Here is a 25,582-nt window from a genome sequence, read left to right as displayed (position 1 = left end):
TTCGCTACCTATGTGTCGTGCAGGATGATCCGGCGCTCACCTCCAGCACCGCCCGTGCGCAGGGCCAGGGCCGCCACGCTGTCTGGACGGGGATTCCACTGAGCGAACTGCCAGGCCCGGCCGCCGTCGGTGCCGAGGCGGATTCCTGCCCGCAGTTCGAAGGGGATCTGGTCGAACTCGACCGTCATCCCCAGCCCGCGTGCCTTGACGTAGGCCTCCTTGAGGGTCCAGAAGCGGAAGAAGCACGCGGGCCGATCGGGTGGGGGCAGCGCCATCATGGCCGCGCGCTCGGTGGGCGCCAGGGCTCGGCGGGCCAGCCGTACCACGTCTGTCGTGCGGTCGGTCGTCTCCACGTCGAGCCCGCAGTCGATCCGCCTGGCCACGGCCACGGCGACCAGGCGGGAGGTGTGCGACAGGCTGAAGCGCAGCTCGTCGTCGCCCTCGACCTCCGGCTTGCCGTACCTGCCCTCCTCGAACCGCCACGCGCCGGGAGGCACGGACGGACGGCACCAGCTCAGCGCGCGGCGGGCCAGGCCGTGCGCGACCTCGTAGGACCTGCGGTCCCTGGCCAGGTGGAACCGGCGCATCCTGGCCTGCTCCTCCGGCGACAGGACCGGCAGGAAGGGCGGGTCGCCGGGGTCGGCGACCCAGACGTGGACGTCGTCATCCATCGGCACGCCTCAGCACGACGCTGGTGTTGAAGCCGCCGAAGCCGAAGCTGTTGGACAGGGCGTGCCCGATGCGGGCGGGCTGGGCGGTGTCGGGCACGAACCGGCAGTCGTGGTTGATCGGCCGGTTCAGGTTCAGGTTCGGATGCACGAAGTCGTGGCGCATCTGGATGATCGTGGCGACCGCCTCGACCACCCCCGCCGCGCACATGCAGTGCCCGACGAGGCCCTTGGTGGAGTTCACCCAGGGTTTGCCGAAGGCCTCGCCGAGGGCGCGGCGCAGGGCCAGCACCTCGATCTCGTCGCCGCGTGGTGTCGCGGTGGCGTGGGCGTTGACGTAGTCGACGTCGTCGGGACCGATCCCGGCCATCGCCATGGCGTTGGCCATCACCGTGGCCTCGCCGTCCTCGTCGGGCTCCGGCATGCTGGTGCCCGACAGCTTGAGGTCGTATCCGGCCAGCTCGGCCAGGACGCGGGCGCCGCGCGAGCGCGCGGACTCCTCGCTCTCCAGCACCACGCAGGCCGCCCCCTGCCCGGCCACGAACCCCTCGTGATGTTCGTCGAACGGGCGGCAGCCCGCCTGCTCGGGATCCTCGGTGTCGGCGCCCGCCACGGCCCCGATCGTCGCCAGGCCGCGCTTCTCCATCGGCGACAGGTCGGTCATCGCGCCCACGACCAGGCAGGCGTCGACGGACCCCGACTCCACCAGCCGGCTGCCGTTGACCAGGCCCACGTTGCCGCTGGCGGAGGCGCCGCCCACGGTGTAGCCCTCCCCCTTGATCCCGAGCACCTGGCTCACCGTGCCGACCCGGTCGGTGTCCATGAAATGCAGCGCGAACCTGGCAGGCAGGTGCGCGGGATTGTCCTCGTACTTGGGATGGAGATCGTGCACGTAGCCGGAGCTGAGGTTGTGCCCCGACACGACCAGCCCCAGCCGGTCGGCGGGCGGCGCCGAGCGATGCAGCCCTGCGTCCTCGAAGGCCTGCATCGCGGTCACCAGGTCCATCTGCAGCGGCTCCGGCGAGCGGTGCGCCGCCCGCAGCGCGAGCCTGCCCGCCTCGAAGGCGGAGGCCGCCTCGGAGAAGCAGAAGTCCCTGACCGGAGCCGCGAGGCGCGGACCGCCGTCGCCCGGATCGGGCATCGGGACGATCCCGCAGCGGCCCTCGCGCAGCGCCTCGGTGAAGGATGGCACGTCGGGGGCGACGGAACACAACACGCCCATGCCCGTGACAACGATCTTCATGAGTGCTTCTTCAACAGGTCGACAAGGGAGCGGATGTCGCTGACGTCCTGGAAATCCGCGACCGGGATCACCACGCCCAGGTCCTCCATGGTCATCGTGACCACGTCCGCCCGGTCGATGCTGTTGGCGCCCAGGTCGCTCAGCGTGCCGTCGATCGAGACCTCGTCGGGCGTCAGCTCCGGCAGAACCTTGAGCACGTTGCGCCTGACGGTCTCGAAGATCTCGTCCTCGTTCATCGTGAAAGCCATTCGTAGGTCCGTCGGTAATCTTTCGTCCCCGTGTTCACCAGCAGGTCGCGCCCGATCCGGGCACGGCCGACGATGTCGTCGTAGGCGGCGACGTCGACCTGCCTGTCCTGCTCCGGCACCAGGCAGGTGAGATTGCCCGGCAGCACGCGCGTGTACTCCTCGAACGTCAGCTCGCAGCGGCCCGCCAGGTGCTCGCCGATGCGCATCGCGGCAAGCTCGTCGGCGGAACCCCGGTCGACGAGGCCGCTGAAGAACTCTGACGAGCAGCCGGAGCCGTAGGAGTAGAGCCCGACCCTGGCGCCGCCGTCGAGCTCGCCGTTGTCGATCAGGCTGCACAACGCCAGGTACACCGAGCCGGAGCAGAGGTTGCCCACGCTGCTCGGATAGATCAGCGACGGCAGCACGCGCCGGGTGAAGTCCTCCTCCGCCTCGGCGGGGGCGGTGCCGGCGAACTCCCGCATGAGCTTGCGGTGCGCCGCCTTCACCATGCCGGCGAACGGGGTGTGCATCGCCAGGTAGTCGAAAGTGGTGGCGAAGTCGACGTCCTCGACCTTGGCCCGGTAGCTCTCGAAGCAGTTGGTGAGGCAGTCGAGGTAGGCGAAGAGCGAGCGGTCGGAGTCGGCGATGTCGAAGGAGGGCGTCGGCCTGGCCGAGTCCATGGTCTCGTAGCTGTGGTTGCCGAAGGCCCCCAGGTCGACGGCGAGCACCCGCGGGTCGTCGCTCACCAGCACCGCGGCGGCACCCGCGCCCATGGCGGGCTCGGCGTAGGCGGCGCGCTCGTCGACCAGGGCCACGTCGGTGGCGATGACCAGCGCCTTGGCCCCCGGCGACACCCCGGAGGCCACGTACGCGACCGCCAGCTGGACGGCCGCCGTGGCCGCGTAGCAGGCCTGCTTGACCTCCACCACGCGGCAGTTCCTGGACAGGCCCAGATGCTCGTGCACGTACGAGGCCACCGATTTGGAGTAGTCGAGGCCGGACTCGGTCGAGGTGATCACGATCTCGATCCGGTCCTTCTGCTCGTCCGTGAGCCGGTCCACGACCGGTTTGGCGGCGTTCACCGCATTGGTCACGGGATCCTCGAACGGCAGGCCGACCGAGCGGTTGTGCATCATGAGATTGCCCAGGCGCTCCAGGTCGAGCCCCCTGCCCTCGAAGAGGGTGCGCACGGGGATCTGGGCCAGCCCGCAGTAGACGTTGAGTGCCTCGATGCCGACGTTCATCGCACACGCTCCTCCAGGAAATCGACCAGGGCGTCGATGTTCGGGATCTCGCTGAAGCTCGACAGCGGCTCCTGCACGCCGAGCCGGTCCAGGACGCCGAGGATGATCTCGACCCGGTCGACGGAGTCGGCGCCGAGGTCACGCAGGTGCAGGTCGCCCTCGATGCGCGCCCCGGGCAGGATGTCGGTGATGCCCTCTCGCACAGCCGACCAGACCTTCTCACGCGCCGTCATGGGAACCTCCTGTCGAGACCACGTGCAGGGTGCTGACCGCGGTCGTCCGGCCGTGGTTCTTGATGACCACGTTGAAGAGTTCGTCACCCGGGCTGCCCCACGCGTCGACGTCGATGCGCAGCACCGCGTCGGCGTCGGCGTTGCCCAGGTAGCACAGCTGCTGGTCGAGGACGACGCGGCGCAGGAAGCTCTCGGTGCTCCTGCCCCGTTCGCGCCACAGCTGCAGCAGGGCCCAGTCGGTGATCGAGAAGTAGCTCGCGAAGTAGAGCAGGCCCACCCCGTTGAGGTCGCGTGAGGCGTCGATCCGGTAGTCGACGCTGAGCCGTTCACCGTCGGGCGGGACGGCGTCGAGGAAGGTGAGCCGGCTCCTGGCGTGGTTGTAGACGCGGCGGGGCGAGTAGGCGTCGGGCAGGCGCGGCAGGTGATCGTGCCTGAAGCCCACGGGCGACGACTTGACCAGGCCCTCGTTGCTGCCCGGGGCGCTCCTGGTGATCCAGCGGTTGAAGTTCTCGACGTAGACGGCCTTGGGGTCGTCGAAGCGGTAGAACTCCTCCGGCTCGACGGCCGCCGCGCCGCCGCCCGCGGGCGACACCTTGTGCAGGGCCAGGATCGACTCGCTGCCGAAGCCGAACAGCCGCGAGGTGACGTCGAGCCGGTCGCCGAAGGTGAGCCCGTTGACGTGCATGTCACGGCCGGCCCTGATGCGGAAGTAGTAGAAGGACAGGTAGGTCGGCGAGCCGTCCTCGTTGCTGGCGTCGAAGGCGTTGACGTCGCACAGCGCGCTGACCGTCTCCCAGGTCCAGTCGCCGAGCTGGCCGACGAACAGCGAGTTGGGCCCGCACATGCCGGGCGTCACCAGCGCCGTCCTGGTCACGGTGCTCTCGTCGAGCCTGGTCGGGTTCATCGTGTCCTCCCCAGGAACCCGGCGATGATCCCGTTGACCTCGTCGGCGCTGCTGAGCTGCGGGAAGTGCCCGGCGTCGGCGACCTCGGCGTACTCCGCCCCCGGTATCGCGCCGTGCAGCAGGTGCGCGGTCTTCTGCGGGATGACCGTGTCGTGCCTGCCCTGCACGATCAGCGTCGGCACCTCGATCTCGGGGAGCCTGGCCAGGAAGTCGGGGCGCTCGGCGAACACGTCCAGGTAGCGCAGGCCGATCTGCGGGTCCATGCTCTCCGAACGCAGCAGGATCTTCTGCAGCTCGTCGCGCTCGCCCCGCAGCCGCTCCGAGCCGCTCTCGGCGATGACGTGGTCGAAGTCCTCCTTGGCGACCACGTCGAGCCGGTTGATCTCGCCGACCCGGTTGCCGATCCGGTGGGAGCTGCCGATGAGCACCAGCGACGCGGTGTCGCCCGGATAGGCCAGGGCGAAGGCCAGCGCGGACAGCCCTCCGAAGGACGCGCCCGCCACGTGCACGGGGAGTCCCTCGTCGAGCACGTCGTGGCAGAGCGTGGCGATGCCGTCCAGGGTGATGTCGGCCGCCGCGGTCGTGCCGCCCACGCCCGGGTGGTGGACGCACACGAGCCGGTACCTGTCGGTCAGGGACTCGAACTGCTTCGCGTACACGCCCGCGCCGATGTTGAACGGGGTCATCAGCAGGAGCGTGGGGCCCGATCCGGCGCTGAAGACCTCGACGCCCTTGACGATGCGCTGCTCCACGCGGGGATTGTGCTCGCGCAGGACGCTCAGGTTGTCGTTGTCCGGCCGGTGCTGCTCGCGCAGGGCCTGCTGCACGTCCTCGGGCACCGTCTCGGCCGGGCGGTATTCGGCCTGCGCCCCGCCCGCGCCGTCGGTGACCAGGTGCGGCACCTCCGCCATCGTGCCGAACGCCTCGGCCAGGCGCCCGGCGACGGCCTCGGCGCGCTCCACGCCGAACCCGACGGGTACGGCGAGGCGGATGAGCCCTTCACGCCCCAGATGGGGGCCGCCCCTGACGCCGGTCTGCCGGTACATCCAGGCCAGGCAGGACATGACCGGATGGTCGTGCCCGGCGAAGGCCTCCATACGGCCGACGTCGAGCAGCACGCAGTGGCCCGCGACCGGCTCCACGACGGGCACGCCCGCGTCGGCCAGCCGCTGCCAGAGGGCGGCCACGGCCCGCATCCTGGCGCCCACCTGGGCGGCCACCTCGTCGGTGTCCTCCAGCGCCGTGGCGATGATCTTCCTGGTGGCCAGGTCGACGTCGCGGCCGTGGGTGGCGATGCGTTCCCTGAGCTGGGTGGCGACCGCGTGGTCACGGGTCGCCACCAGGCCGCCCGACGTCACGCCGAAGTCCTTGGACAGGCTGACGGTGGCGCTGTCGGCCAGGCCGAGGATGTCCGAGACGACGTCCCACACCGGCCGGTCGCCGTCGGCGGCGAACAGGGCGTTCTCCACGATGCGGGCGCCGTCGATCACCAGCGGCACGCCGTGCTGGGTGCAGAGCTCCTTGACGCGGCGCAGGTTCTCCAGCGACGCGGGGTAGCCGCCGCCCGCGTTGTTGCTGACCTCGACGCAGACGAACGACACCCGGTCGCGCTCCGACAGGACCTGACGCAGCGCGTCCGTGTCGACGTCGCCGCCGGTGCCGGGGAGCTGGACGGGCTCGAACCCGGCGTCGACCAGGCTCGGATACCAGGTCGGGAAGAGCCCGTTGTGCACGACCGCCCCGCGCGGACCCGGCCACGACCTGCACAGCAGCGCCTCGGCCGACCGCCCGGACCCCGTCGGCACGGCCAGCGGGAACGGGAGCCAGCTCACCCCGGTCAGCTCGGGCGCGTCCGGACGATCGGCGGAACGGTCGGCCAGGTCGCGCATACGGTTGCGGATGAACGGGGAGTCCAGCTCGGCCCAGGAGTCGGTGATCAGATCGGTCTCGACCTGATCCGCGGGCAACCGCACGGGGTTGTAGCCATGGGCGGCCAGGGCATCCTGCGGTTCTTCGGCAGGCCGGTCCTCTTCCGCGGGCGCGGCGGCTTCCGCGGGCGCGGCGGCCTCCACGGGCGGGTCAGCAATCATGAGAATGACATCCGAAACGGACGTCCTGTCCTCACTGTCCGGCTGGCACAGGTAGATCGGGACGTTCGCCGGACGGAACTTGTTCTTGAACTGGAAGTTCCCCTCGCCGAAGATCCCCATGGACCGCAGCTCGTCCAGCGCCTCCTTCACGTCCGGCGCCGCGTTCTCACCGTCCTCCACCTCGACCCCGAAGCTGGCGCCGAAGCTGAACATGGTGATCCCCTCGGCCACGAGGACCTCGATGATCTTCGTGATGGCGAACTCCAGCCCGCCGAGCGGCATGTCCTTGGAATAGAACTCCACGTCGAGCAGGTAGGCGTTCTCCGATGGGATCTTGGTGATGACGATCGCGTTGACGAGCGTGTCGTCCAGATAGGTGAGGAAGACCCGGTGCCGCCGGTCCAGCCTGCCCTCCGCGATCTCCTGCTTCACCACCGCGACGTAGGGATTCACCATCTGCTTGCCGGCCGCCCACCGGTCCACCAGCTCGGCGGCCTCGCGGTCCAGAGCCGGGTCGTCGCCCGAGCGATACTCGACCGTACGGCAGCCGCCCGCCCGGCCGAAGCGCCGCACCATGTAGCGCAACCGCTCCATCCGGCCGCCCTTCAGAGTGAACTCACCCAGGTTCTCCAGCCGCTGCACGGCGCCGAACGGGGTCGCCGTGTACGGCTTGCCCGCAACCTCGGTGACCGGGATCAGCGAGAGGAAGTTGGGCTTGAGCCCGTTGCCCTGCGCGTAGGCGACATACTCCTCGACCAGGGGGAGGAAGTGGTCCTCCGGCCCCGCGTAGCTCCAGGCGAGCAGGTTGCCGTCGATGCGGGAGAAGTTCAGGTAACCCTGCCTGGCGGAGCCGAGGAAGGCCAGCGGGGCGATGTCCCGCCCGGCCAGACCGCCCTCCTTGGCGTGCTCCCGGTCGATCCTGTCGATCACCTCGCGCACCTCGGGGCGCTGCGGGAGACGGCGCTTGGCGATGACCAGCGGCTCACCGTCGCGCTCTTCCTGCTCCTGATCCTCGGGGCCGGGGGTGCTCTGCTCGTCGATGCCCTGCAGCGCGTCCGCCCCGAGGTGCGCGGCGAGCGCCTGCACCGTGGGGTGGTCGAACAGCAGGGTCTTGTGCAGGGCACCGGCCCGCTTCTCCAGGAGGCTGACCGTGCGCAGCATCTCGAAGGAGGTCAGGCCGTTCTTCTCGAAGGTGAGAGCCGGGTCCAGGGGGCGGCCGATGACGGAACTGACCAGCGAGGTGAGCGCCTCCTCGGCGCCTGGCTGCTGCTCTTGCTGCGGCTCGGCGGGAGCCGGGGTGCTCTCGTTGATCGCCTCCTCGACCGCGCGGGTCAGGCGGTCCACGGTGTCGTACTCGTAGAGCTCCGAGGCTTGCAGGTCCAGGGAGAAGGCGGTGTTGAGGCTCTTGACCAGCTCCATTCTGAAGATCGAGTCGAGTCCCAGGTCGCCGAAGGGGGTGTCGGGCGCAACGTCGGACGGGTCGGTGTCGAGGATCGTGGCCAGCCGCTCGCGCAGCAGCTCCTCCACACCGCTCGCGCCACCGGCGCTGCCCGCGGGGATGGCGGGGAACTGCTCCGTGGAGGCAGGAGCGCTGGGAGCGTCCACGACCTTGGCGGCGTCCACGCTGCCGTTCCTGTCGGGGGTGCCGTTCCTGTCGGGGGTGCCGTCCGCCTTGCTGCCGGTGCTCGCGAGCCGCGTGCGCCGGTTCCCGTCGGACGAGCTCGGAGCCCTCTCACCGGCGGCACGCAGGCGCACCTTGGGCTTGCCCGGCGCGTCCTGACGCGACGGCTCCTGACGCGACGGCCCTCGCCGAGACGGCTCCCGGCGCGGCGCCTCCGGCCGAGACGACTCACGCCGCCCCTGCCGAACCGCCTCCCGGCCCCCCGAGTCCTGCCGCCTCTCCTCCTGGCGAGGTGGCGGCGCCTTGAACCAGTGCTCCGTCCGCTCGAACGGGAAGCTCGGCACCGAAGCCCGCTGGGGCCGCGGCTCGGCCCAGCGCTCCAGCCACTCGACCTCGGCCCCGTCGACCCAGGCCTGAGCCAGCTCCTCCAGCCCATCACCCGCGGGCCCAGAAGCCCCCTCACCCGCACGCCCGCGCCAGACCTGCGGCGCGCCGGCCTCGCCCGCCAGAGCGCGGACGGCCTCGTCCCGGTCCCTCACCACGACGGCGAGCCGTTCGCGCATCGGCTCACGCCCCACCTGGAGCGTGTAGGCGACCCGGTCCAGCCCGAGCTCCGGGTGCTCGCCCAGGAACCGCGCGACGTCCCGCGCATATCCGTCGAGCGCCTCAGGGGTGCGCGCCGACAGCACCAGCACCTGCGGCCCGCCTTCGGAAGCGGGCGCCGCCTGCTCGTACGCCTCCAGCACCACGTGCGCGTTGGTCCCCCCGAAGCCGAACGAGCTCACGCCCGCCCGCCGTACAGGAGCACCGCCCTCACCAGGCGCGCCGTCCCACGACCTGAGCCGGTCGTTGATGAAGAACGGCGTCCCCTCCAGCCGCAGGTAGGGATTGGGCTGGTCGTAGTGCAGCGTCGCCGGCAGCTCGCCGTACTTCATGCACAGCAGGACCTTGAGCAACCCGGCGATGCCGGCCGCCGCCTCCAGGTGCCCGATGTTGGTCTTGACGGACGTCACCGCCACGTGGGGCTCGTCCGGCGCGGGCCGGTCCCAGTCGGTGTACAGCTCGGCGAAGGCCTTCTTCAGCCCCTCGATCTCGATCGGGTCGCCGAGCCGGGTGCCGGTCCCGTGGGCCTCCAGGTAGGTCACCGTCGCCGGGTCCGTCCCGGCCTTCCGGTAGGCGTCGACGAGGACTCGCGCCTGCGCCTCGGGGTTGGGGGCGGTGAGCGAGCTCGCCCGGCCGCCGTGGTTGACGGCGCTGCCCTTGATCACGGCCAGGACCTGGTCACCGTCGGCCAGCGCCGCCGACAGCGGCTTCAGCAGTACGGCACCGCAGCCCTCGCCGCGGCCGTAGCCGTCGGCGCGCTCGTCGAAGGTTTTGCACGTCCCGTCGTCGCTGATCATGCCGGACTTCCCGAACGCGATGTACAGCCCGGGGCTGAGCGTGAGGTTGACCCCGCCCGCGATGGCGGTCTCGCACTCACCCGCCTCGATCGCGCGGACGGCGCGGTGCAGGGCCACGAGCGAGCTCGAGCACGCCGTGTCGATCGCCTCGCTGGGGCCGCGCAGGTCCAGGAAGTGCGAGACCCGGTTGGCCAGGATGCATCCGGCCACGCCGCTGGCGGTGTGCGCCTCGACGGGGACGCCGTGCTCCCTGAGCAGGTCGTCGTAGTCGCAGGCGGACGTGCCGGCGAAGAGCCCGGTCCGCGTCCCCGCGAGCGCGGAGGGCCGGTATCCGGCGTCCTCGATCGTCCGCCACACCGTCTGCATGAACAGCCGCTGCTGCGGGTCCATCAACGCGGCCTCCTTGGGCGAGATGCCGAAGAGCGCGGCGTCGAAGGAGCGCACGTCGTCGAGGAAGCCGGCGCGCACCCCGGCCGTGTCCGGGTTCTCTCGCAGGTCGGCACGGTCCTCGGGGACGTCGCGGATGAGGTCGTCGCCGTTGGCCAGGTGCCGCCAGAAAGTCTCCAGATCGGGCGAACCAGGCAGGGTGCCCGCCATGCCGATGACAGCTATCCCGTCGTGGTGCTCGCGGGAAGTCTCGGCGCCGGAGCGCGGGGACGGATGCGTGACCTCCGGCGCCGAGACAGGCCCAGCGGGTGCTTGGGTGCGGGGTGCGGCGTGGACCCTGGCCAGTTCCTGGCGGTGGTTGGCGACCAGGAAGTCGCCGAAGGCGGCCAGGGTCGAGGCCTCGAACGCCACCGTGGGCAGCAGGTCCAGGCCGTATCGCTCGTTGACCTGGTCGACCAGCTCCGAGAGTGAGATCGAGTCGAAGCCGGAATCCATGAGGTTGGTGTCGAGGTCGACGTGTTCCTCGCCGACGAGCAGGAATCCGGCGGCGGCGCGGCGGAGCTCGGCTCTGACCAGCTCGCCGTAGTCGATGTCGCTTTCGTCGACGGCGATGTCATCGGTGTCGATGTCGTCGCTCCTTGCTTCGTTGGTCTCGGCCTGGCCGGTCGCGTGCGAACCGGTCGTGTGCCCGCCCGTATCGCGGTCCTCGGCCTTCTGTGAGCGGTCCGGGCGCTCGGGGGTCGTCTCCTGGGACGGGCCCTCCATCACGGCGAAGGCGCTCTCCGCCCCGGCCAGCCCGCGGGCGAAGGCCGTGAGGCCGGCCGCCGTGCTCATCGGCACGCTGCCCCAGCGGCGCTCGAACAGCCGCCGAGTCGCGTCGTCCACCTTCATGCCGCCCTCTTCCCAGAGCGGCCAGCCGATGGCGACGGTCCTGCCCCGCCTGCTCCGCTCCCGCATCTCGGCGTAGTGGTGGAGGAAGGCGTTGGCGTAGGCGTAGTCGACCTGCCCGATGTTGCCGGTCTCCGCGGCGACGGACGAGAACAGCGCCAGGAAGTCCAGCGGCTCCTCGCCCAGCGCCTCGTCCAGGAGCACGGTGCCCAGCACCTTGGGCGCGAGCACCGACTCCGCCTCGGCTCGCTGCTTCTGTACGGCTCGCGCGTCACGATGGACGCCTGCCGCGTGGACGACCCCGTGGAAGGGGCCGTGCTCACGGACCAGCCGGGCCAGGTCGGCGCCGGACTGCACGTCGGCTCGCACGTAGGTGGCGGGCAGGGCCTCGACCCGTGCCCGGGTGGTGTCGTCGAGCTGGGAGCGTCCGGTCAGGATGAGGTTGACGCGGCCCTGCCCGGCCAGGAACCCGGCGACGGCCAGGCCGATGGCGCCGGCGCCGCCGGTGATCAGGTAGGTGCCTCCGTCCCTCAGCCGCAGATCGGGCGGGCTGGGCTCGAAGGGCTCCAGGTGCCGGTGCCAGCGCGCGCCGCTGCGGTAGCGCAGCTCGTTCACGCGGTTCTCAGGGGTGGCGTCCTGGTCGGCGGCGCGGAGTTCGGCCAGGATGTGCTCGGCCGTCTCGCGCGGGGTGGAGGTGTTCTCCAGGGCGACGGACGCTCCGCTGAAGCCGCTGTGCTCCAGGGCGAGCGTGCGGAGTACGGCGGACAGCGCGGCGTGGTGCGGCCGGGGCTCGTCGGGCGGGCCCACCTGGGCGACCACCGCTCGCAGGCGGCCACCGGAGCGGTCGAGGATCGCGGTCGCCGTCCACAGCAGGGCGTAGAAGCTCCGGTCGAGTCCCTCAGACAGGGCGGTGGGGTCGGGGCCGGGGAACGGGTCGGCCAGGATGTGCACCAGGGCGTCGGGCAGTTCGCCGCGGGCGTCGAGCTCCTCGGCCAGCCGCTTGGCGTCTTCCGGGCCACGGGGGTCGAGGTCCGCGGTGGTGCAGCGAGTGCCTTGGGCTTCGAGGAGGGCGGTGAGCTCGGTCGCCGGTTCGCCGTCGCCGATCACCAGGACGGAGGCGGGCGTCCAGTCGCCTTCTGCCTGGCCGGCGCGCTCCCAGATGGGGCGCAGGTAGGTGCAGCGCGCGTCGGCGGCTTCGTCGGCGAGGGGCGTGCTGGGCCGGGTCGAGGCGGCGTCGGACCAGCCGCTCACGTCCTCGCCCTCCGCCACAGGTGCGGCGGGTTGCGTGGCAGCGCTGGGCTGAGGTGTCGCGGCCTGCTGCCCAACCGGCGGCTCCTCCGGCAGCCAGTAGCGGCGGCGGTCGAACGGGTACGACGGCAGGCTCACCCGGCGGGGCCGCGGCTGGGGCCACAGCTCACCCCAGTCCACGTCCGCCCCCAGGACCCACAGCCGCCCGAGCTTGGCCCACTGCCGCTTGGCTGCCAGCGAGCGCAGGAACGCGATGCCGTCGCCATCGTCCAGCAGCTCCGAGCCCGTGGAGTCGGCGCCTGCCGTACCGGCCACGACCCCGTCCGCCGACTCGCCGGACGACGCGAAGGCGCGCAGGCGGGAAGCCAGCTCGTCCACGTCGGCGGCGCGTACGGCGAGCCGTTCCGTCATCTCCGCCCTGCCCACCTGGCTCGTGTACGCCAGCGAGCGCAGGGAGGGGCCGCTCTGCGCCATCTCGGCGACGCTGCCCGCGAGCGCCCTGAGCTGGTCGCGGGTGCGGGCGGAGAGCACGACGAGCTGCTCCCCGGGCGGGTCGGAGAAGGCGGAGTCCGGGCCCTCAGGCACGTACTCCTCCACCACCAGGTGCACGTTGGCGCCCCCCGCCCCGAAGGAGCTCACCCCTGCCCGGCGCGGGAAGGTCCGGGTGTCGCCGTCGATCTCGAGCGTGGGCCGCGCCCATTCGGCCTGTTCGGTGGGCGGGTAGAACGGCGACCCTGCGAAGTCGATCTTCGGGTTGGGTGTGCCGAGGTTCGCGCAGGGAGCCAGCCGCCCGTGCCGCATCTGCAGCAGCACCTTGGTCAGCCCCGCGATGCCCGCGGCGCCCTCCAGGTGGCCGATGTTGGCCTTCACCGAGCCCACCGCGCACCGTTCTGGTGCGCCGCGGAACGCCTTGGTCAGGCTCGCGATCTCGATGGGGTCGCCGAGCGCGGTGCCGGTGCCGTGCGCTTCGACGTAGGTGACGGTCCGGGGGTCCACCCCGGCGCGCTCCATCGCCTGCGTGACCAGCTCGGCCTGGGCGTTGGGGTTGGGCACGGTGTAGCCCGCCGTCTTGCCTCCGGCGTTGGCGAAGGCGCCCCTGATGACGCCGTGGATCACGTCGCCGTCGGCTTCTGCGTCGGCCAGCGGCTTGAGCAGCACGGCCCCGACGCCCTCGCCTGGCACGAACCCGTCGGCCGACGCGTCGAACACCTTGCAGGCGTCGTCGCCCGACAACATGTTGAGCGAGCACAGCGACACGTAATGGGCCGGGTGCAGGATGAGGTTCACGCCGCCGGCGATCGCCAGCCGGCACTCGCCGCGCCGCAGGCTCTCGCAGGCCAGCTGGACGGCCGTGAGCGAGGAGGAGCAGGCGGAGTCGACGGCGAAGCTGGGGCCTTGCAGGTCGAAGAAGTACGACACCCGGTTGGCGATCGACCAGTACGCGGAGTGGGCGCCGGCGAACCTGCCCTGCGGCCAGCCCGCGGCCGCCGCCATCCGGCCGTACGACCCGTACATGGTGCCGACGAACACGCCGGTGCGCGGCTCCTTGGTGTGACGGCTCAGGTAGCCGGAGTCCTCCAGCAGGTTCCAGGTGGTCTCGAGGAACAGCCGCTCCTGCGGATCGGTGATCTCCGCGTCCCTGGGGAGGATCCCGAAGAATCCGGCGTCGAACTCGTCGGCGCCTTCGATGAATCCGCCCCACCTGCTGTAGGTGCGCTGCTTTCGTCCCCGCTTGGGGTCGAACAGCTCGTCGAGGGCGAAGCGCTCCTTGGGCACCTCGGTGATGCAGTTGACCCCTTCGGCCAGGTTGTTCCAGAAGGTGTCGAGGTCGGGCGAGCGCGGGTAGCGTCCGGCGATGCCGACCACGGCGATGTCGAGCGAGCCGCCGCGCTGCTCGGGCTCTGGCGGCTTCTGCGACTTTTGCGACTTTTGCGGCTGGGCAGCCTGTACGGCACGCGCAGGAGCAGGCGGTTCGGCGGGCTGGAGCAGGTCGCGCAGTCGCTGTTCGTGTTCGGTCATCAGGTGCCCGGCCAGTTCCTCGATGGTCAGGTGCTCGAACAGGAGGGTGGAGCCGAGCTCGCCCAGATCCTGCTCGAAGCGGTGGATGATGTTCTGGCTCACCAGGGAGTCGACCCCGAAGTTCTCGAAGGTCAGGTGCTCGTCGAAGTCCGCGGTGCGATACTTCAGCACCTCGGCGAAGACGTTCTTGACGTAGGTGCGGACGGCGGCGCCGAGGTCGTGGGCGGCGGCCTGCCGTTCGCCCGCGAGCACGCACTGCTCCGTCTCCTCGACCGGCGTGCCGGGGATGCCGCGCGTGCGCGACACGTCCAGCCCGGCGGCGGCGAGCGCCTCATGCCACTGCGCGGCCGAGAGCAGAGGTCCGTGCGGCAGGCGCCGCTGCCCGTCGGCGAACCTCCACCATCCGGGCGTCAGGCCGAAGGTCAGGGTGAGGAAGTCGGCGAGCCGGGTGACCTCGTTGATCAGCAGCACGCCGCCGGGCCTGAGCAGCTTGGCCGCGTTGCCGAGCGTGCGCTGGATGTCGGCGGTGGCGTGCAGCACGTTCGTGGCCAGGACGACGTCGTAGTCCTCCGCCTGGAGCCCCTGCTCGGCCGGGTCTCGTTCCACGTCGAAGGTGGTGAAGGAGACGAACGGGTAGCGCTCGCCGTACTCCTGCTCGCCGTGGCGCAGGAACGCGGGTGAGATGTCGGTGTAGGTGAAGTCGACGGGCTCGCCCAGCTGCGCGAGCTCGGGCAGCACGAACGCCGTGGAGGCGCCGGTTCCCGCCCCGATCTCCAGGACTCGGGCGCCCCTGCCGCGCAGCCGCCGTACGGCGTCGACCGCCTCTCCGGCCAGGACGCGGTTGAAGTAGTCGGAGGCGGACTGGCCGCGGTACACCTGCTCGACCAGGCTCGTCGAGCCGCCGGGGAAGAGCACCTCGACCGGGTCGCGCTCGCCCGAGAGCACCTCGGCGAGCGCGTCGACGCAGGTGCCGAGCAGCCGGACGTGCGGTTCCAGGTCGGGGAAGCGCGACAGCAGCTCGGCGGCGTCCGGGTCGGCGGCGGGTCCGGGGCGCACGATCAGGTCGTCGCCTTCGAGGCGGATCGCGCCGGACGATTCGAGGACGTGCAGGACGGCGTCGAGGAGGCGTCTGCGTTCCGCCGTCACGCGCAGCCGCCGCTCCAGGTCGGAGACGGAGGTGCGCTCGTCCGGCAGGACGGGGGCGAGCGTACGGCGGAGCAGGGCGCGGGCCAGCTCGTCGAGCGCGGCGAAGGCTGCTCTGGCGCGCTCGAGCCCGGCTTCGTCGTCCCTCGCCTTGCCGGGTCTCGCCGGTCTGATGCCGATCCGGGCCAGTCCCTCGGGCTCGCCCTTGACCACCAGCGCCTGCCGTACACCCGTCCGGAGGATCGCGGACAGCGCCGCCATGCCCTCCCCGGGCTCGATGGAGCCGATGCCGATCGAGGCGAACCGGTCGCCGTAACCCTCACCGGCCACGGCCCCGACGCTGCCCCAATAGCCCCAGTTGATCACGCTGACCGGCCGTCCCAGGCGGGCCAGGTGGAGCGCGTAGGAGTCCTCGAAGGTGCTGGCGGCCGCGTAGTTGGCCTGCCCTCCTGGCTCGACGAACGACGCGGCGGAGGAGAAGTAGGCGAGGAAGTCGAGCGGTTCGTCCCGCAGCGCCTCGGCGAACGCGGCGGCCCCGGCCACCTTGGGGGCGAGCACCTCGGACAGGTCCGCTTCGCCCATGTTCGCGAGCGTCATGTCCCGCAGCACGAGGGCCGCGTGGAAGGCGCCGTTGAGGGGGCCGAACCGCTCGCGCGCCTCGGCCACCGCCCGCCCGAGCGCCCGCGCGTCGGCGACGTCGGCCCGCAGGTAGACGGCCTGGCCGCCGAGGGATTCGACCTCGGCCAGCTGCCGCTCGATCTCCGGGCTGGACGGACTGCGCCCGACCAGCGCGAGCCGCGCGCCCGCCGTACGGGCCAGATGCCTGCTGAGCGTCCGGCCGATGCCGCCGGAGCCACCCACGATCAGATAGGCGCCGCCCTGCCTGTACGGCCCGGACCCGGTCGCAGGGCAAGGCTCCAGGACCCGGACGAGCCGGCTGCCTTCGCGCAGGGCGACCAGCGGATCCGCGCAGTCCTCCGCACGCAGCCGGCGGGCGAGATCCTGCTCGTACGGCGCCGCCGCGCCGACGTCCACGCATCCGGCACGCCAGCGAGGATGCTCGGCGCCCACAGCACGGGTCAGGCCGATCAGCCCGGCGGCATGCGGGACGATCGTCTCCTCGCCGGTCACCGCGACGGCACCGGCCAGGACGACCTTCACGGTGAGCTCACGCTTGCCGTACCCTGCCTCGATCAACCGCTTGACCAGGCGGAACGTCGCGAGCGTGGCCGGGTCTTCCTCGGCCGGTGCTCGCGGGTCACCGGTGCGGGCGAGCACGTACACGGTGTCGAACGGCGTCCCGGTCAGGTCAGGGATCTGCCGCAGCGGCGCGAGCCGGCCGTCGCCGTACTCCGCGAGCAGGGCGCGCGCGAGCGGCTCGTCGGCGGGCGTGTGCAGCACGAGCGCGCGGTCGCCGGCCGGTGCGGTCGTGGCTGGTGCGTCGCGCCAGACCGGCGCGTAGATCAGCTGGCGCTTGGCCCGCAGGGCGATGCCCGTGAACCGGACGCACACCCGACCCTGGTCATCGGTCAGCCGGACCGCGTACGTGTCCCGGCCCTCGCGGGTGGCATGAGCGTACGCCGGGGTGGTGAGAGGGCGCAGGACCTCGACGGACTCGGCGGCGTACGGCAGAGCGGGAGCCGACGGCTCCTCGGGACGCAGCGCGACGATCGTCTGCAGCGCTCCGTCGAGCAGCTCGGGATGCAGGCCGTCCTCGGACCGCGCCGTGGTGGACAACCTGCTCAGCGCCTCGTCGCGGCCGATGCGCAGGTCGCGGATCACGCGGAAGGCGGGACCGTAGTGGAGGCCCCCACGGTCGAAGGCGGCATAGACGTCGTCCGGCGAGCGCCGGTCCTCGCAACGCTCCTCGATGGCGCGCAGGTCGAGGTGTTCCGGCTCGACCTGGGCCGGCGACACGGAACCGCGGGCGTAGGGGGCGTCCGGCTCGTCACCGAGCTCGAAGGTCAGCTTGCCGTTGTCGCGGTTGATCGACATGCGGAGGGGGCGGGGCTCGTTCACCTCGAAGGGGCGCAACCACCTGACCCCGGACAGGCGCAGGGGCAGCGGCATCCCGGAGCGGTCAGCGGCCATCGCCAGGCACGCCGCACCGGGCAGCACAGGGGTGTCGCCGAGGCGATGGTCGGCCACGATCCAGTCATCGGGCCTGACCTGGTCACCGCCCGAGCCGCGGCTCGAGTCGCCGGCCGGGTGCTCGGCCGGCGCGCTCAGCCCTTCAGCTGGGGCACTCAGGCTGTCAGCCGAGGCGTCCAGGCTGTCGGCCGAGGCGTCCGAGTGCTCCGGCGCGGCCTCCAAGTCGTCCGACAGGGCGCCCAAGCCCTCCGGCAGGGCGTCCGAGTCGTCCGCCGCGGCCTCCGAACCCTCTGGCGGGGCGTCCACCCAGAACCTCTCGCGGGCGAACGGGTACGTCGGCAGCGGGATCCGCGTGCCCGGACGCTCCGCCCAGACCGCGCCCCAATCCACGTCCTCCCCCGCCCGATACCGCTCGGCGAGCCCGTCCGTGACCGAGGCCGCGCTCCCGCGCAGACCGGCCACCAGCTCGTCCAGGTCACGCGCCACCACCGCGGCCCGCACCGGCAGGTGGGGGCGCCCGACGGCGAGCGTGTACGCGACGTCACGCACGCTGACCCCAGGGTGGGCGGCCAGGTGGTCGGCCAGCTCCCCCGTCCGCCGCTCTAGCGTCTCCTCGTCGTGCGCGGACACCGGGACGACGACCTGCGAGCCGTCCGGCTCCTCGACCGGCCGGTCCGGGGCCTCAGAGAGCACGACGTGGCAGTTGGTCCCGCTGAACCCGAAGCTGCTGACCGCGGCCGTGCGCCGACCGGACGGCCCCGGCTCCCAGTCCGTCAGCTCGGTGACCACCTCAAGGGCGGCGTTCCCGAAGTCGATCTTCGGGTTGGGCGTCGAGAAGTTCGGCGAGGGCGGCAGCTTCCGATGCCGGAGCGCCAGCAGCGCCTTCAGCAGCCCGCCGATCCCGGCCGCCATCGTGGTGTGCCCGATGTTGGCCTTGAGCGAGCCCAGACCGCAGGGCCGCTCGCGCTCTCCGAAGACCTGCGTCAACGCCTTGACCTCGATGGGGTCGCCGAGCGAGGTGCCCGTTCCGTGGGCCTCCACGTAGCCGACGTCGTCCGGGGTGACACCCGCGAGCCGCTGCACCCTCCTGATCAGCTCGGCCTGCGAACCGGCGCTCGGGGCGGTGATGCCGTTCGTGGAACCGTCGCCGTTGACGCCCCCCGCCCTGATCACGCCGTGCACGTGGTCGCCGTCGGCCAGAGCCCGGTCCAGCCGCTTCAGCACCACCGCGCCGACACCCTCGCCGAGCACGATGCCGTCGGCGGACTCATCGAACGGCGCGCACGCCCCGCTCGGCGACAACATCCCGGCGTTGCTGCACCAGATGTGCATCTGCGCGGTCGTCATGACGGCCACACCGCCCGCGATGGCGGCGTCGCACTCGCCCCGCCTGATGCTCTCGCAGGCCAGATGCACGGCCACCAGCGACGACGAACAGGCGGTGTCGACGGCCATGGTGGGGCCGCCGAAGTTCAGCAGGTAGGCGATCCTCGCCGGGAGCACCGAGGAGGTGTTGCCGAGGAAGGCCTGACCGCTGTCACCCAGCCCCGCCTTGGCGAGCCTGCGCGCATAGTCACCCGCCGCACAACCGACGAAGACGCCCCACGGGCGGCGATCGCCCCGCCCGCCCGCATAGCCGGCGTCCTCCATGGCATGCCAGGCCTCCTGGAGGAAGAGCCGCTGCTGCGGGTCCATGGCTTCGGCTTCGAGCGGGGAGAGGTTGAAGAAGGCGGCGTCGAACTCGTCGACGGCCGAGAGCATGGCGGCGTGCTTGCTGTAGGTCTTGTCGGACTTCGAACGATCGGCGTCGTAGGCGGCGCCGATGTCGAAGCGGTCGGACGGGATCTCGCGGATGCTGGTACGGCCGGCGGCGAGGTTGTTCCAGAAGGCTTCGAGATCGGGGGCATCGGGGAAGCGACCTGCCATACCGATCACGGCGATGTCATCGGTCGGGGCGGTCGCGGGCTCCGGGGTGATGGGGGCGGTCGCGGACTCCGGGGTAGTGGGCCCGGGGGGCGTTTCCGTGGCCAGGGGCGTGAGGTGGATCTGGCCGGGGTCCGTGGCGGGCTCCGGCTTGGTGGGGGGTTGCTGGGCAGAGGGCTGCTTGGTGGAAGGTTGCTGGGCGATGGGTTGCTGGGCGACTTGCTGGGCGAGGGGCTGCCGGGCAGGGGCCCGCTGAGCAGGGACCTGCCGAGTGGTCGGCTGCTGAGTGGTCGGCTGCTGAGTGGTCGGCTGCTGAGTGGTCGGCTGCTGAGTGGTCGGCTGCGGGGCTTCCTCGCGGGGTGGCGGCGGTGCGGCGGCTTCCAGCCCGGCGACATGCTCCACCAGGGCGGAGAGCGTGGGGTGGTCGTAGACGGCCACCGAGTCGAGGTCGAGGTCGAAGCGACGGTTGAGGTCGCGGACGATTTCCACGGCACCGATCGAGTCGAGGCCCATTTCGCTGAAGCTCGATGACTCGTCGATCTCGTGAGCCTCCAGGTAGAGGTGAGCCATGAGGGTCGACTCCACGACCTGCCGCACCTCGCCGGGGTCAAGCCCGGTCTGGACGGCGGCCGACGTGGCCTCGGAGGCTTGGGCGGGGGCCGCGGAGGGCTCGGAGCCAGGAAGGGCGGCGGCCTCGGCGGACGCGGAGACCGGCTCGGCGGGCGCGAAGGCCGGTTTGGCAGGCGCAGTCGGCTCATCGGGCGCAGCGGGCTCGGCGGGCGCAGCGGGCGCAGCGGGCTCGGCAACGGAGCCAACGGGTGCGAGGTCGACGTGCGGGGGTGCGGCGTTGGCCTGCACGGGCGCGAGCTCGACCTGCTGTGGCGCTGGGTCGGCCTGCGGGGGCTCAGGAGCACGATCCCCTTGCGCCCGGAAGCTCTCCACCTTCGCGAAGTGGTCACGCACCCTGGCCGACGACTCGGCCCCCAGCACACGGGCGTGCAGATCCACCTCGCCCGCGATCACCTCGTCCAGCCGCTCCAGCACCCGCCCAGCCAGCTCCCCCTTGAGCGCGCGGACGGCACCCGGCGGGAGGGCGGCGATCGAGCGGGCCTGGCGGAGCGCGACCTTCAGTACCTCCGACTGCGGCAGGACCGACACGTTCGCGCCGCGCCGCTCCAGTTCCTCTCCGGTGACCTGGCGGCCGGTGAACAACATCTCGTGCGCCAGCGACCGTCCGAATCGTTCCTCCAGAACGTAGGTCGAACCCATTCCTGGGGTGAACCCAAACTTCATGAAGTTCGCGCTGTACACGCCTTCCCTGGCCAGGTGCACGACGTCCGCGTACAGGCCGAAGGCCAAGCCGCCGCCCGATGCGTGGCCCTGGATGGCGGCGATCACCGGACGGTCGCACTTGAGGAGCCCCTCGTAGAGGAAGGGCACGTCCGTGAACTGTCCCTGTCCTTCCGACAGGGTCTGCAGGGCGTCGGGTGTCGCGCCCATGCTGAACACCTTGTCGCTGCCGGTGACGACCACGGCCTTCACGTCGTCGCGCTGGGCGATTTCGGCGAAGGCGGTCTGGAGGCCGTCGATGAGGCCCTGGGTGAACATGGTCGACTCCATGGCCACCAGTGCGACGCCGTCCTGGTCCACGTTGAACCGCACGTCCTGGCCCTCCTTCCGGGTGACGGGCGGGGCGATGGGACGGGTGACGGGCCCGGGCTGGGTGACCGGCCCGGGCTGCGTGGCAGGTCCGGACTGCGTGGCAGGCCCGGACTGAGCGGCGGGCTCTGGCTGAGCGGCGGGCCGAGGCTGGGTGGCAGGTTGCTCTTGGCGGTTGTCCTCGCCGCGCCATCGGCCGAGCCAGCAGCGTTCCTCCTGGAACGGGTAGGCGGGCAACGAGATGCGGTGCGGCGCGCGGTCGCCGTCGCGACGCGGGTAGCACTCGCGCCATGGCACCTTGGCGCCCCGCACCCACTGTTCGGCCAGCTCGCGGAGGCGGCCTGTGCGGAACAGGCGGACGTATTCGCCGGGCTGGGCGTCGGTGTGGGTGCCAGCCGTACTGGTGCCAGCTGTGTTGGAGAACTCGATGGCGTCGCCGCGGGCGAACGCCTCCAGCCGGGCGCGCAGTTCGGCCACGTCGGTCACGACCAGCGCGAGCCGTACGGCGAGGGCGCTCCTGCCGACCTGGGAGGTGTAGGCGAGGTCGTCGAGGAACGTGTCGGTGCCGCCCGCCAGGTCGTTCACGGTGCTGTCGAGCGTGAGCCCGGCGCCGAGCCGGGCCAGGGCGGACGGGTCGAGGCCGAGGTCGCCGAGCGTCTCGTCGGGGTCGATCTGCGATTCGGGGACGCCGAGGAGCCGTGCCACGCGGGTCCGCGCCGCGTCGCCGCCGCCCTCGGTGGGACGGTTCTGGAGGAAGGCGACGTAGGAGGCGGCGTAGTCGCGCAACGCCTCCGCGGTCCGCGCGGACAGCACGAACAGGCACGGCCCGTCCCAGCCGCCGCCCCGCGCTTCCGGCTTGCCGTACTCCTCGAGCAGCACGTGGGCGTTGGTGCCGCCGGCGCCGAAGGCGCTGACGCCGGCGCGGCGGGGGCCGGGCCAGGGCGCGAGTTCGCGCTGGACGCGGAAGCGCGTGGCCGGGAAGTCGATCTGGGGGTTCAGCTCTTCGATGTGGAGGGAGGGCACGAGCCGGCCGTGCTTCATCTGGAGCAGCACCTTGGTGAGTCCGGCGATGCCGGCGGCGCCTTCCAGGTGGCCGATGTTGGACTTGACCGAGCCGATCGCGCACGTGTCCCCGCCGGTGTCGAGCGCCTTGCGCATGCCCTCGACCTCGATGGGGTCGCCGAGGGAGGTGCCGGTGCCGTGGGCTTCGACGTAGGTGATCGTCGCCGGGTCCCAGCCGGAGCGGCGCACGGCCTTGTCGATGAGTTCGGCCTGGGAGGCGGGGCTGGGCACGGTGGCGCCGCTGGTCCTGCCGGTGTGGTTGACGGCGGAGGCGGCGATGACGCCGTAGATGTGGTCGCCGTCGCGTCTGGCCCGCGACAGCGGCTTGAGCAGCACCGCACCGGAGCCTTCGCCGGGCACGTAGCCGCTGCTGCCCTTGGCGAACGCGCGACATCGGCCGTCGGTCGACAACCAGCGGCCCTGGGCGAGTTGCAGGTACTTCTGCGGGTGCACGGTCGCGTTGACCCCGCCGGCGAGGGCGAGTGTGCATTCGCCGCGCCGCAGGCTCTCGATCGCGAGGTGCACGGCGGTGAGCGAGGAGGAGCAGGCGGTGTCGAGCGCGAGGCTCGGCCCGTCGAAGTCGAAGGTGTAGGAGACGCGGTTGGCGATCGACGCGTGCATCGCCGTGGGCGCGACCCCGCCCTCGCCGCCTTCGACGAGCTGGTAGTGGTTCCACATGACGCCGGCGAACACGCCGACGTTCTCGCCGGTCAGGGCGTCGGGCGGGTAGCCGGCGTCTTCCAGGGTGTGCCAGCAGGTCTGGAGGAAGAGCCGTTCCTGGGGGTCCATTCGTTCGGCGTCGCGCCGGGAGATCCCGAAGAAGGCCGGGTCGAAGCGGTCGACGCCGTCGATGAAGCCGCCCCACTTGCCGTAGGTCTTGCCGGGGCGGCCCTTCTCCGGGTCGAAGATGGCGTCGTGGTCCCACCGGTCGGCGGGGACCTCGGTGATGCAGTCGCGTCCGTCGGCCAGGTTGCGCCAGAAGGCTTCGAGGTCGGGGGCCTGGGGATACCGGCCGGCGAGCCCGACGATCGCGATCCCGTCCTGCTCGTCGTGGACGGCTGACGGCTCCTGCTGCACGACCGGTTCCTGTCGCCCGGCCGTTGACTGTCGTCCGGCCTTTGACTGCCGCGCGGCCGCTTCTTGCCGTACGGCACGCGGCAGCAGCCCGGTGACGCGCTCGCCCTCGCCGTGCAGCACGACGAACCTGCCCTCGGCGCCCGCCAGACCGCGATCGAGCACCTCCAGCGCCTCGCCGGTGGGCAGCGGCGACAACCCGGTCGCCTTCCGCGCCCGTTCCAGCGCCTCGGGCCCGACCTTCATGCCGCCGTCGGCCCAGTACGGCCAGCCGATGGACAGCGTCTTGCCGCGCCCCTCGCGCCGGAGCGCGAACTCCTCCAGGTAGGCGTTGGCGAAGCCGTACCCCGCCTGGCCGGGATTGGCCAGCGAGGCCGACAGCGAGGAGAAGACCACGAAGAAGTCCAGGTCGTCGTCCTTGGTGGCGTCGTCGAGGTGCTTCACGCCGAGCGTCTTGGGCGTCACGACGGCCTCGATGTCGGCGGCTTCTTGACGGAAGTAGGCGCCGTCGCGGTTGACGCCCGCGCAGTGGATGACGCCGTCGATGCGCCCGTATCGTTCCCGGACGGTGTCGAGGGCCTGCTCGACCTCGTCCCGGTCGGTGAGGTCGGCGCGGATCTCGGCGCTCCGGCCGATGGCCACGGGCCGGGCGTGGTGGCGCCGCTCCAGGTGGTCGGCGACGTGCCGCCCGATCCCGCCGGTGCCTCCGGCGATCACGTAGACGCCGTCCTGCTTGATGGGGGCCTGGCCGGGCTCCGGCTCGTACGGGAGCCATCGCCGCACCGCGCGCCCGTCTCGGGTGTAGCGGATCTCGGGCTCGTCCGAGGGGTCGCGCAGGGCCGCGCTCAGCAGCTCCGGGTCGCCGAGCGCCACGCTCCTGCACCGGATGACGGGCGTCTCGGCGGAGATCGTGCGGGCGAGCGCGGCCACCGCCGCGTGCTCGGGCGACGATTCGTGGACGAACGTGATGGTGATCTCGTCCTGCGGTGCCTGGTCGACGAGGGCGCAGGCGAGCGACCACACCGTCAGGCAGGCGTCTGTGGCGCTCCCGCCGGGGAGCGGGAAGAGCGCGATGTGCCGTGGCGTGCTTCCCAGGTCGGCGAGCATGCGCCCCAGTTGCCGCCGGTCGCGCGGATCGAGACGGTAGGCGTTCTCGCCGGTCTTGCCGAAGTCGGCGCCGGGCTCCACGCGCACGAACGATCCGGTCAGGTGCTCCGGCGCCGCGATCACCACCTGCGGTTCCGGAAGGCTCGCGCCTTCCGCCTCCTGCGGCACCCACACGTCCCGGTAGCAGAGCGTCGCGCCGCTCGGGGCGTCGGGCCGCTGGGAGGGCAGGTCCATGTCGTAGGCGTCGGCCAGGTGGGCGGCGAGGCTGTCGATGTCGCCGTGCTCGAACAGCAGCGTCGGGTACAGCCGCCGCCCGAGGAGCTGCTCCAGCCGCTCCCCGATGGCCAGCACCGTCACGGAGTCGAGGCCCAGGTCGTAGAAGCCGACGTCGGTGGGCACCTCCTCGGGCGACTTGCCGAGGTGCTCGGCGACCATCGCGCGCAGGTGTCCTGGCAGGCCGTCCGCCGACGACGTCCCCTCCGTCCGCTGTACGGCGGGCTGCTCGGTCTCCAGCAGCTTCTCGATCAGCCCGGGGAACCTGATGCGCTTGCAGGCCAGCCCGGTGAAGGAAGCGATGAAGCGGCCCTGTTCGTCGTAGATGCCGTAGTCGTTGCTGATGACGTCGCCGGAGGGCGCCAGCGTCTCCGGCCTCGGGGCGTAGACGTGGAAACGGTCGGGAAGCCGCTCGGGGGCGCGGAACTCGCTGATGTAGAAGGGGATGAACGGCTCCTGCCCCGAGGCCTGCGTCTGGCCGAGTCCTGCCAGCGTGGAAGCGTCGAGCCTGGCCGGATGCAGGTAGAACCGCTCGTGGTCCGGATCGGTGGCGACGGGCCGCAACTCGGCGAGCAGGTAGTCGTCGCCGTGGTGGAGCCGGCCCCGGCACTTCATCGCATCGCCGTGGCTGATGTCCTCGGCCCTGGCCCTGGCGTACAGCTCCTCCATGTCGCTGTGCCGTACGGCGGCGTCCTTCAGGGCGGCCGGGTCGATGTCAGGGAGGGGTTCCTGGTCGGCGAGGACCAGCTCGCAGGTGAGGTTCCTGCGCCACTCCGACAGCGGCTCGCCCTCGCGCACCCAGCGGCTCTCGGCCAGCACCTCGTGCACGCCGTCGTCCGGCTCGGCGATCGAGACGCGGATCTCGCGGTCGGCGTCGGGCCTGGTGACGATGGCCTCGGTGAAGAGCACCTCCCTGAGCGTGACGCGCCCGTGCTCCCATCCGGCTCCGATGAGGATGCGGTAGACGATGTCGAGGAAGGTCACCCCGGGCATGACGGAGACGTCGTGCACCCGGTGGTTGCGCATGATGAAGTCGGAGTGGGTCAGCAGCGTGTGACATTCGATCGCGGGCATGGAT

The 25,582-nt window shown here is 71.6% G+C and carries 7 protein-coding genes; all 7 read right to left on the bottom strand.

Translation table 11 applies throughout. The features are described from left to right. Positions 1–8: 8 nt before the first annotated feature. The 7 genes from ACIBH1_RS31605 to ACIBH1_RS31575 are packed head-to-tail and all read right to left on the bottom strand — an operon-like array spanning position 9 to position 25,578. Complete coding sequence (locus tag ACIBH1_RS31605) at positions 9–671, bottom strand: 4'-phosphopantetheinyl transferase family protein (protein ID WP_397317615.1); 663 nt, start codon at positions 669–671, stop codon at positions 9–11. Continuing rightward, positions 664–1,911 carry a beta-ketoacyl synthase N-terminal-like domain-containing protein gene (locus tag ACIBH1_RS31600; protein WP_397317614.1) on the bottom strand — a complete coding sequence of 416 codons (1,248 nt, stop codon included), beginning with the start codon at positions 1,909–1,911 and terminating at the stop codon, positions 664–666. Before ACIBH1_RS31600 ends, ACIBH1_RS31605 begins: the two co-directional genes overlap by 8 nt. Then, on the bottom strand, positions 1,908–2,159 hold the full coding sequence (locus ACIBH1_RS31595; RefSeq protein ID WP_397317613.1) for a phosphopantetheine-binding protein: 252 nt from the start codon (positions 2,157–2,159) through the stop codon (positions 1,908–1,910). Before ACIBH1_RS31595 ends, ACIBH1_RS31600 begins: the two co-directional genes overlap by 4 nt. After that, complete coding sequence (locus ACIBH1_RS31590) at positions 2,144–3,382, bottom strand: hydroxymethylglutaryl-CoA synthase family protein (protein ID WP_397317612.1); 1,239 nt, start codon at positions 3,380–3,382, stop codon at positions 2,144–2,146. Before ACIBH1_RS31590 ends, ACIBH1_RS31595 begins: the two co-directional genes overlap by 16 nt. After that, positions 3,379–3,615 carry a phosphopantetheine-binding protein gene (locus ACIBH1_RS31585; protein WP_397317611.1) on the bottom strand — a complete coding sequence of 79 codons (237 nt, stop codon included), beginning with the start codon at positions 3,613–3,615 and terminating at the stop codon, positions 3,379–3,381. Before ACIBH1_RS31585 ends, ACIBH1_RS31590 begins: the two co-directional genes overlap by 4 nt. Continuing rightward, a complete protein-coding gene (locus ACIBH1_RS31580; protein WP_397317610.1) occupies positions 3,602–4,519 on the bottom strand; it encodes an LnmK family bifunctional acyltransferase/decarboxylase in 918 nt (305 codons plus the stop codon). Before ACIBH1_RS31580 ends, ACIBH1_RS31585 begins: the two co-directional genes overlap by 14 nt. Then, a complete protein-coding gene (locus tag ACIBH1_RS31575; protein ID WP_397317609.1) occupies positions 4,516–25,578 on the bottom strand; it encodes an SDR family NAD(P)-dependent oxidoreductase in 21,063 nt (7,020 codons plus the stop codon). The genes ACIBH1_RS31580 and ACIBH1_RS31575 overlap by 4 nt, the downstream gene beginning before the upstream one ends. Between the last annotated feature and the right edge of the window lie 4 nt (positions 25,579–25,582).

This window comes from Nonomuraea sp. NPDC050663, assembly GCF_044456985.1.
In the GTDB taxonomy this organism is placed as follows: domain Bacteria; phylum Actinomycetota; class Actinomycetes; order Streptosporangiales; family Streptosporangiaceae; genus Nonomuraea.
The sequence above is the reverse complement of the archived record's forward strand: the minus strand, read 5'-3'. Positions and strand labels throughout refer to the sequence as shown.

Bases quoted from the DNA above. Each gene is read 5' to 3' on its own strand.
- ACIBH1_RS31580 (WP_397317610.1), bottom strand. From the start codon at position 4,519: ATGAACCCGACCAGGCTCGACGAGAGCACCGTGACCAGGACGGCGCTG.
- ACIBH1_RS31575 (WP_397317609.1), bottom strand. From the start codon at position 25,578: ATGCCCGCGATCGAATGTCACACGCTGCTGACCCACTCCGACTTCATC.
- ACIBH1_RS31600 (WP_397317614.1), bottom strand. From the start codon at position 1,911: ATGAAGATCGTTGTCACGGGCATGGGCGTGTTGTGTTCCGTCGCCCCC.
- ACIBH1_RS31585 (WP_397317611.1), bottom strand. From the start codon at position 3,615: ATGACGGCGCGTGAGAAGGTCTGGTCGGCTGTGCGAGAGGGCATCACC.
- ACIBH1_RS31605 (WP_397317615.1), bottom strand. From the start codon at position 671: ATGGATGACGACGTCCACGTCTGGGTCGCCGACCCCGGCGACCCGCCC.
- ACIBH1_RS31590 (WP_397317612.1), bottom strand. From the start codon at position 3,382: ATGAACGTCGGCATCGAGGCACTCAACGTCTACTGCGGGCTGGCCCAG.
- ACIBH1_RS31595 (WP_397317613.1), bottom strand. From the start codon at position 2,159: ATGGCTTTCACGATGAACGAGGACGAGATCTTCGAGACCGTCAGGCGC.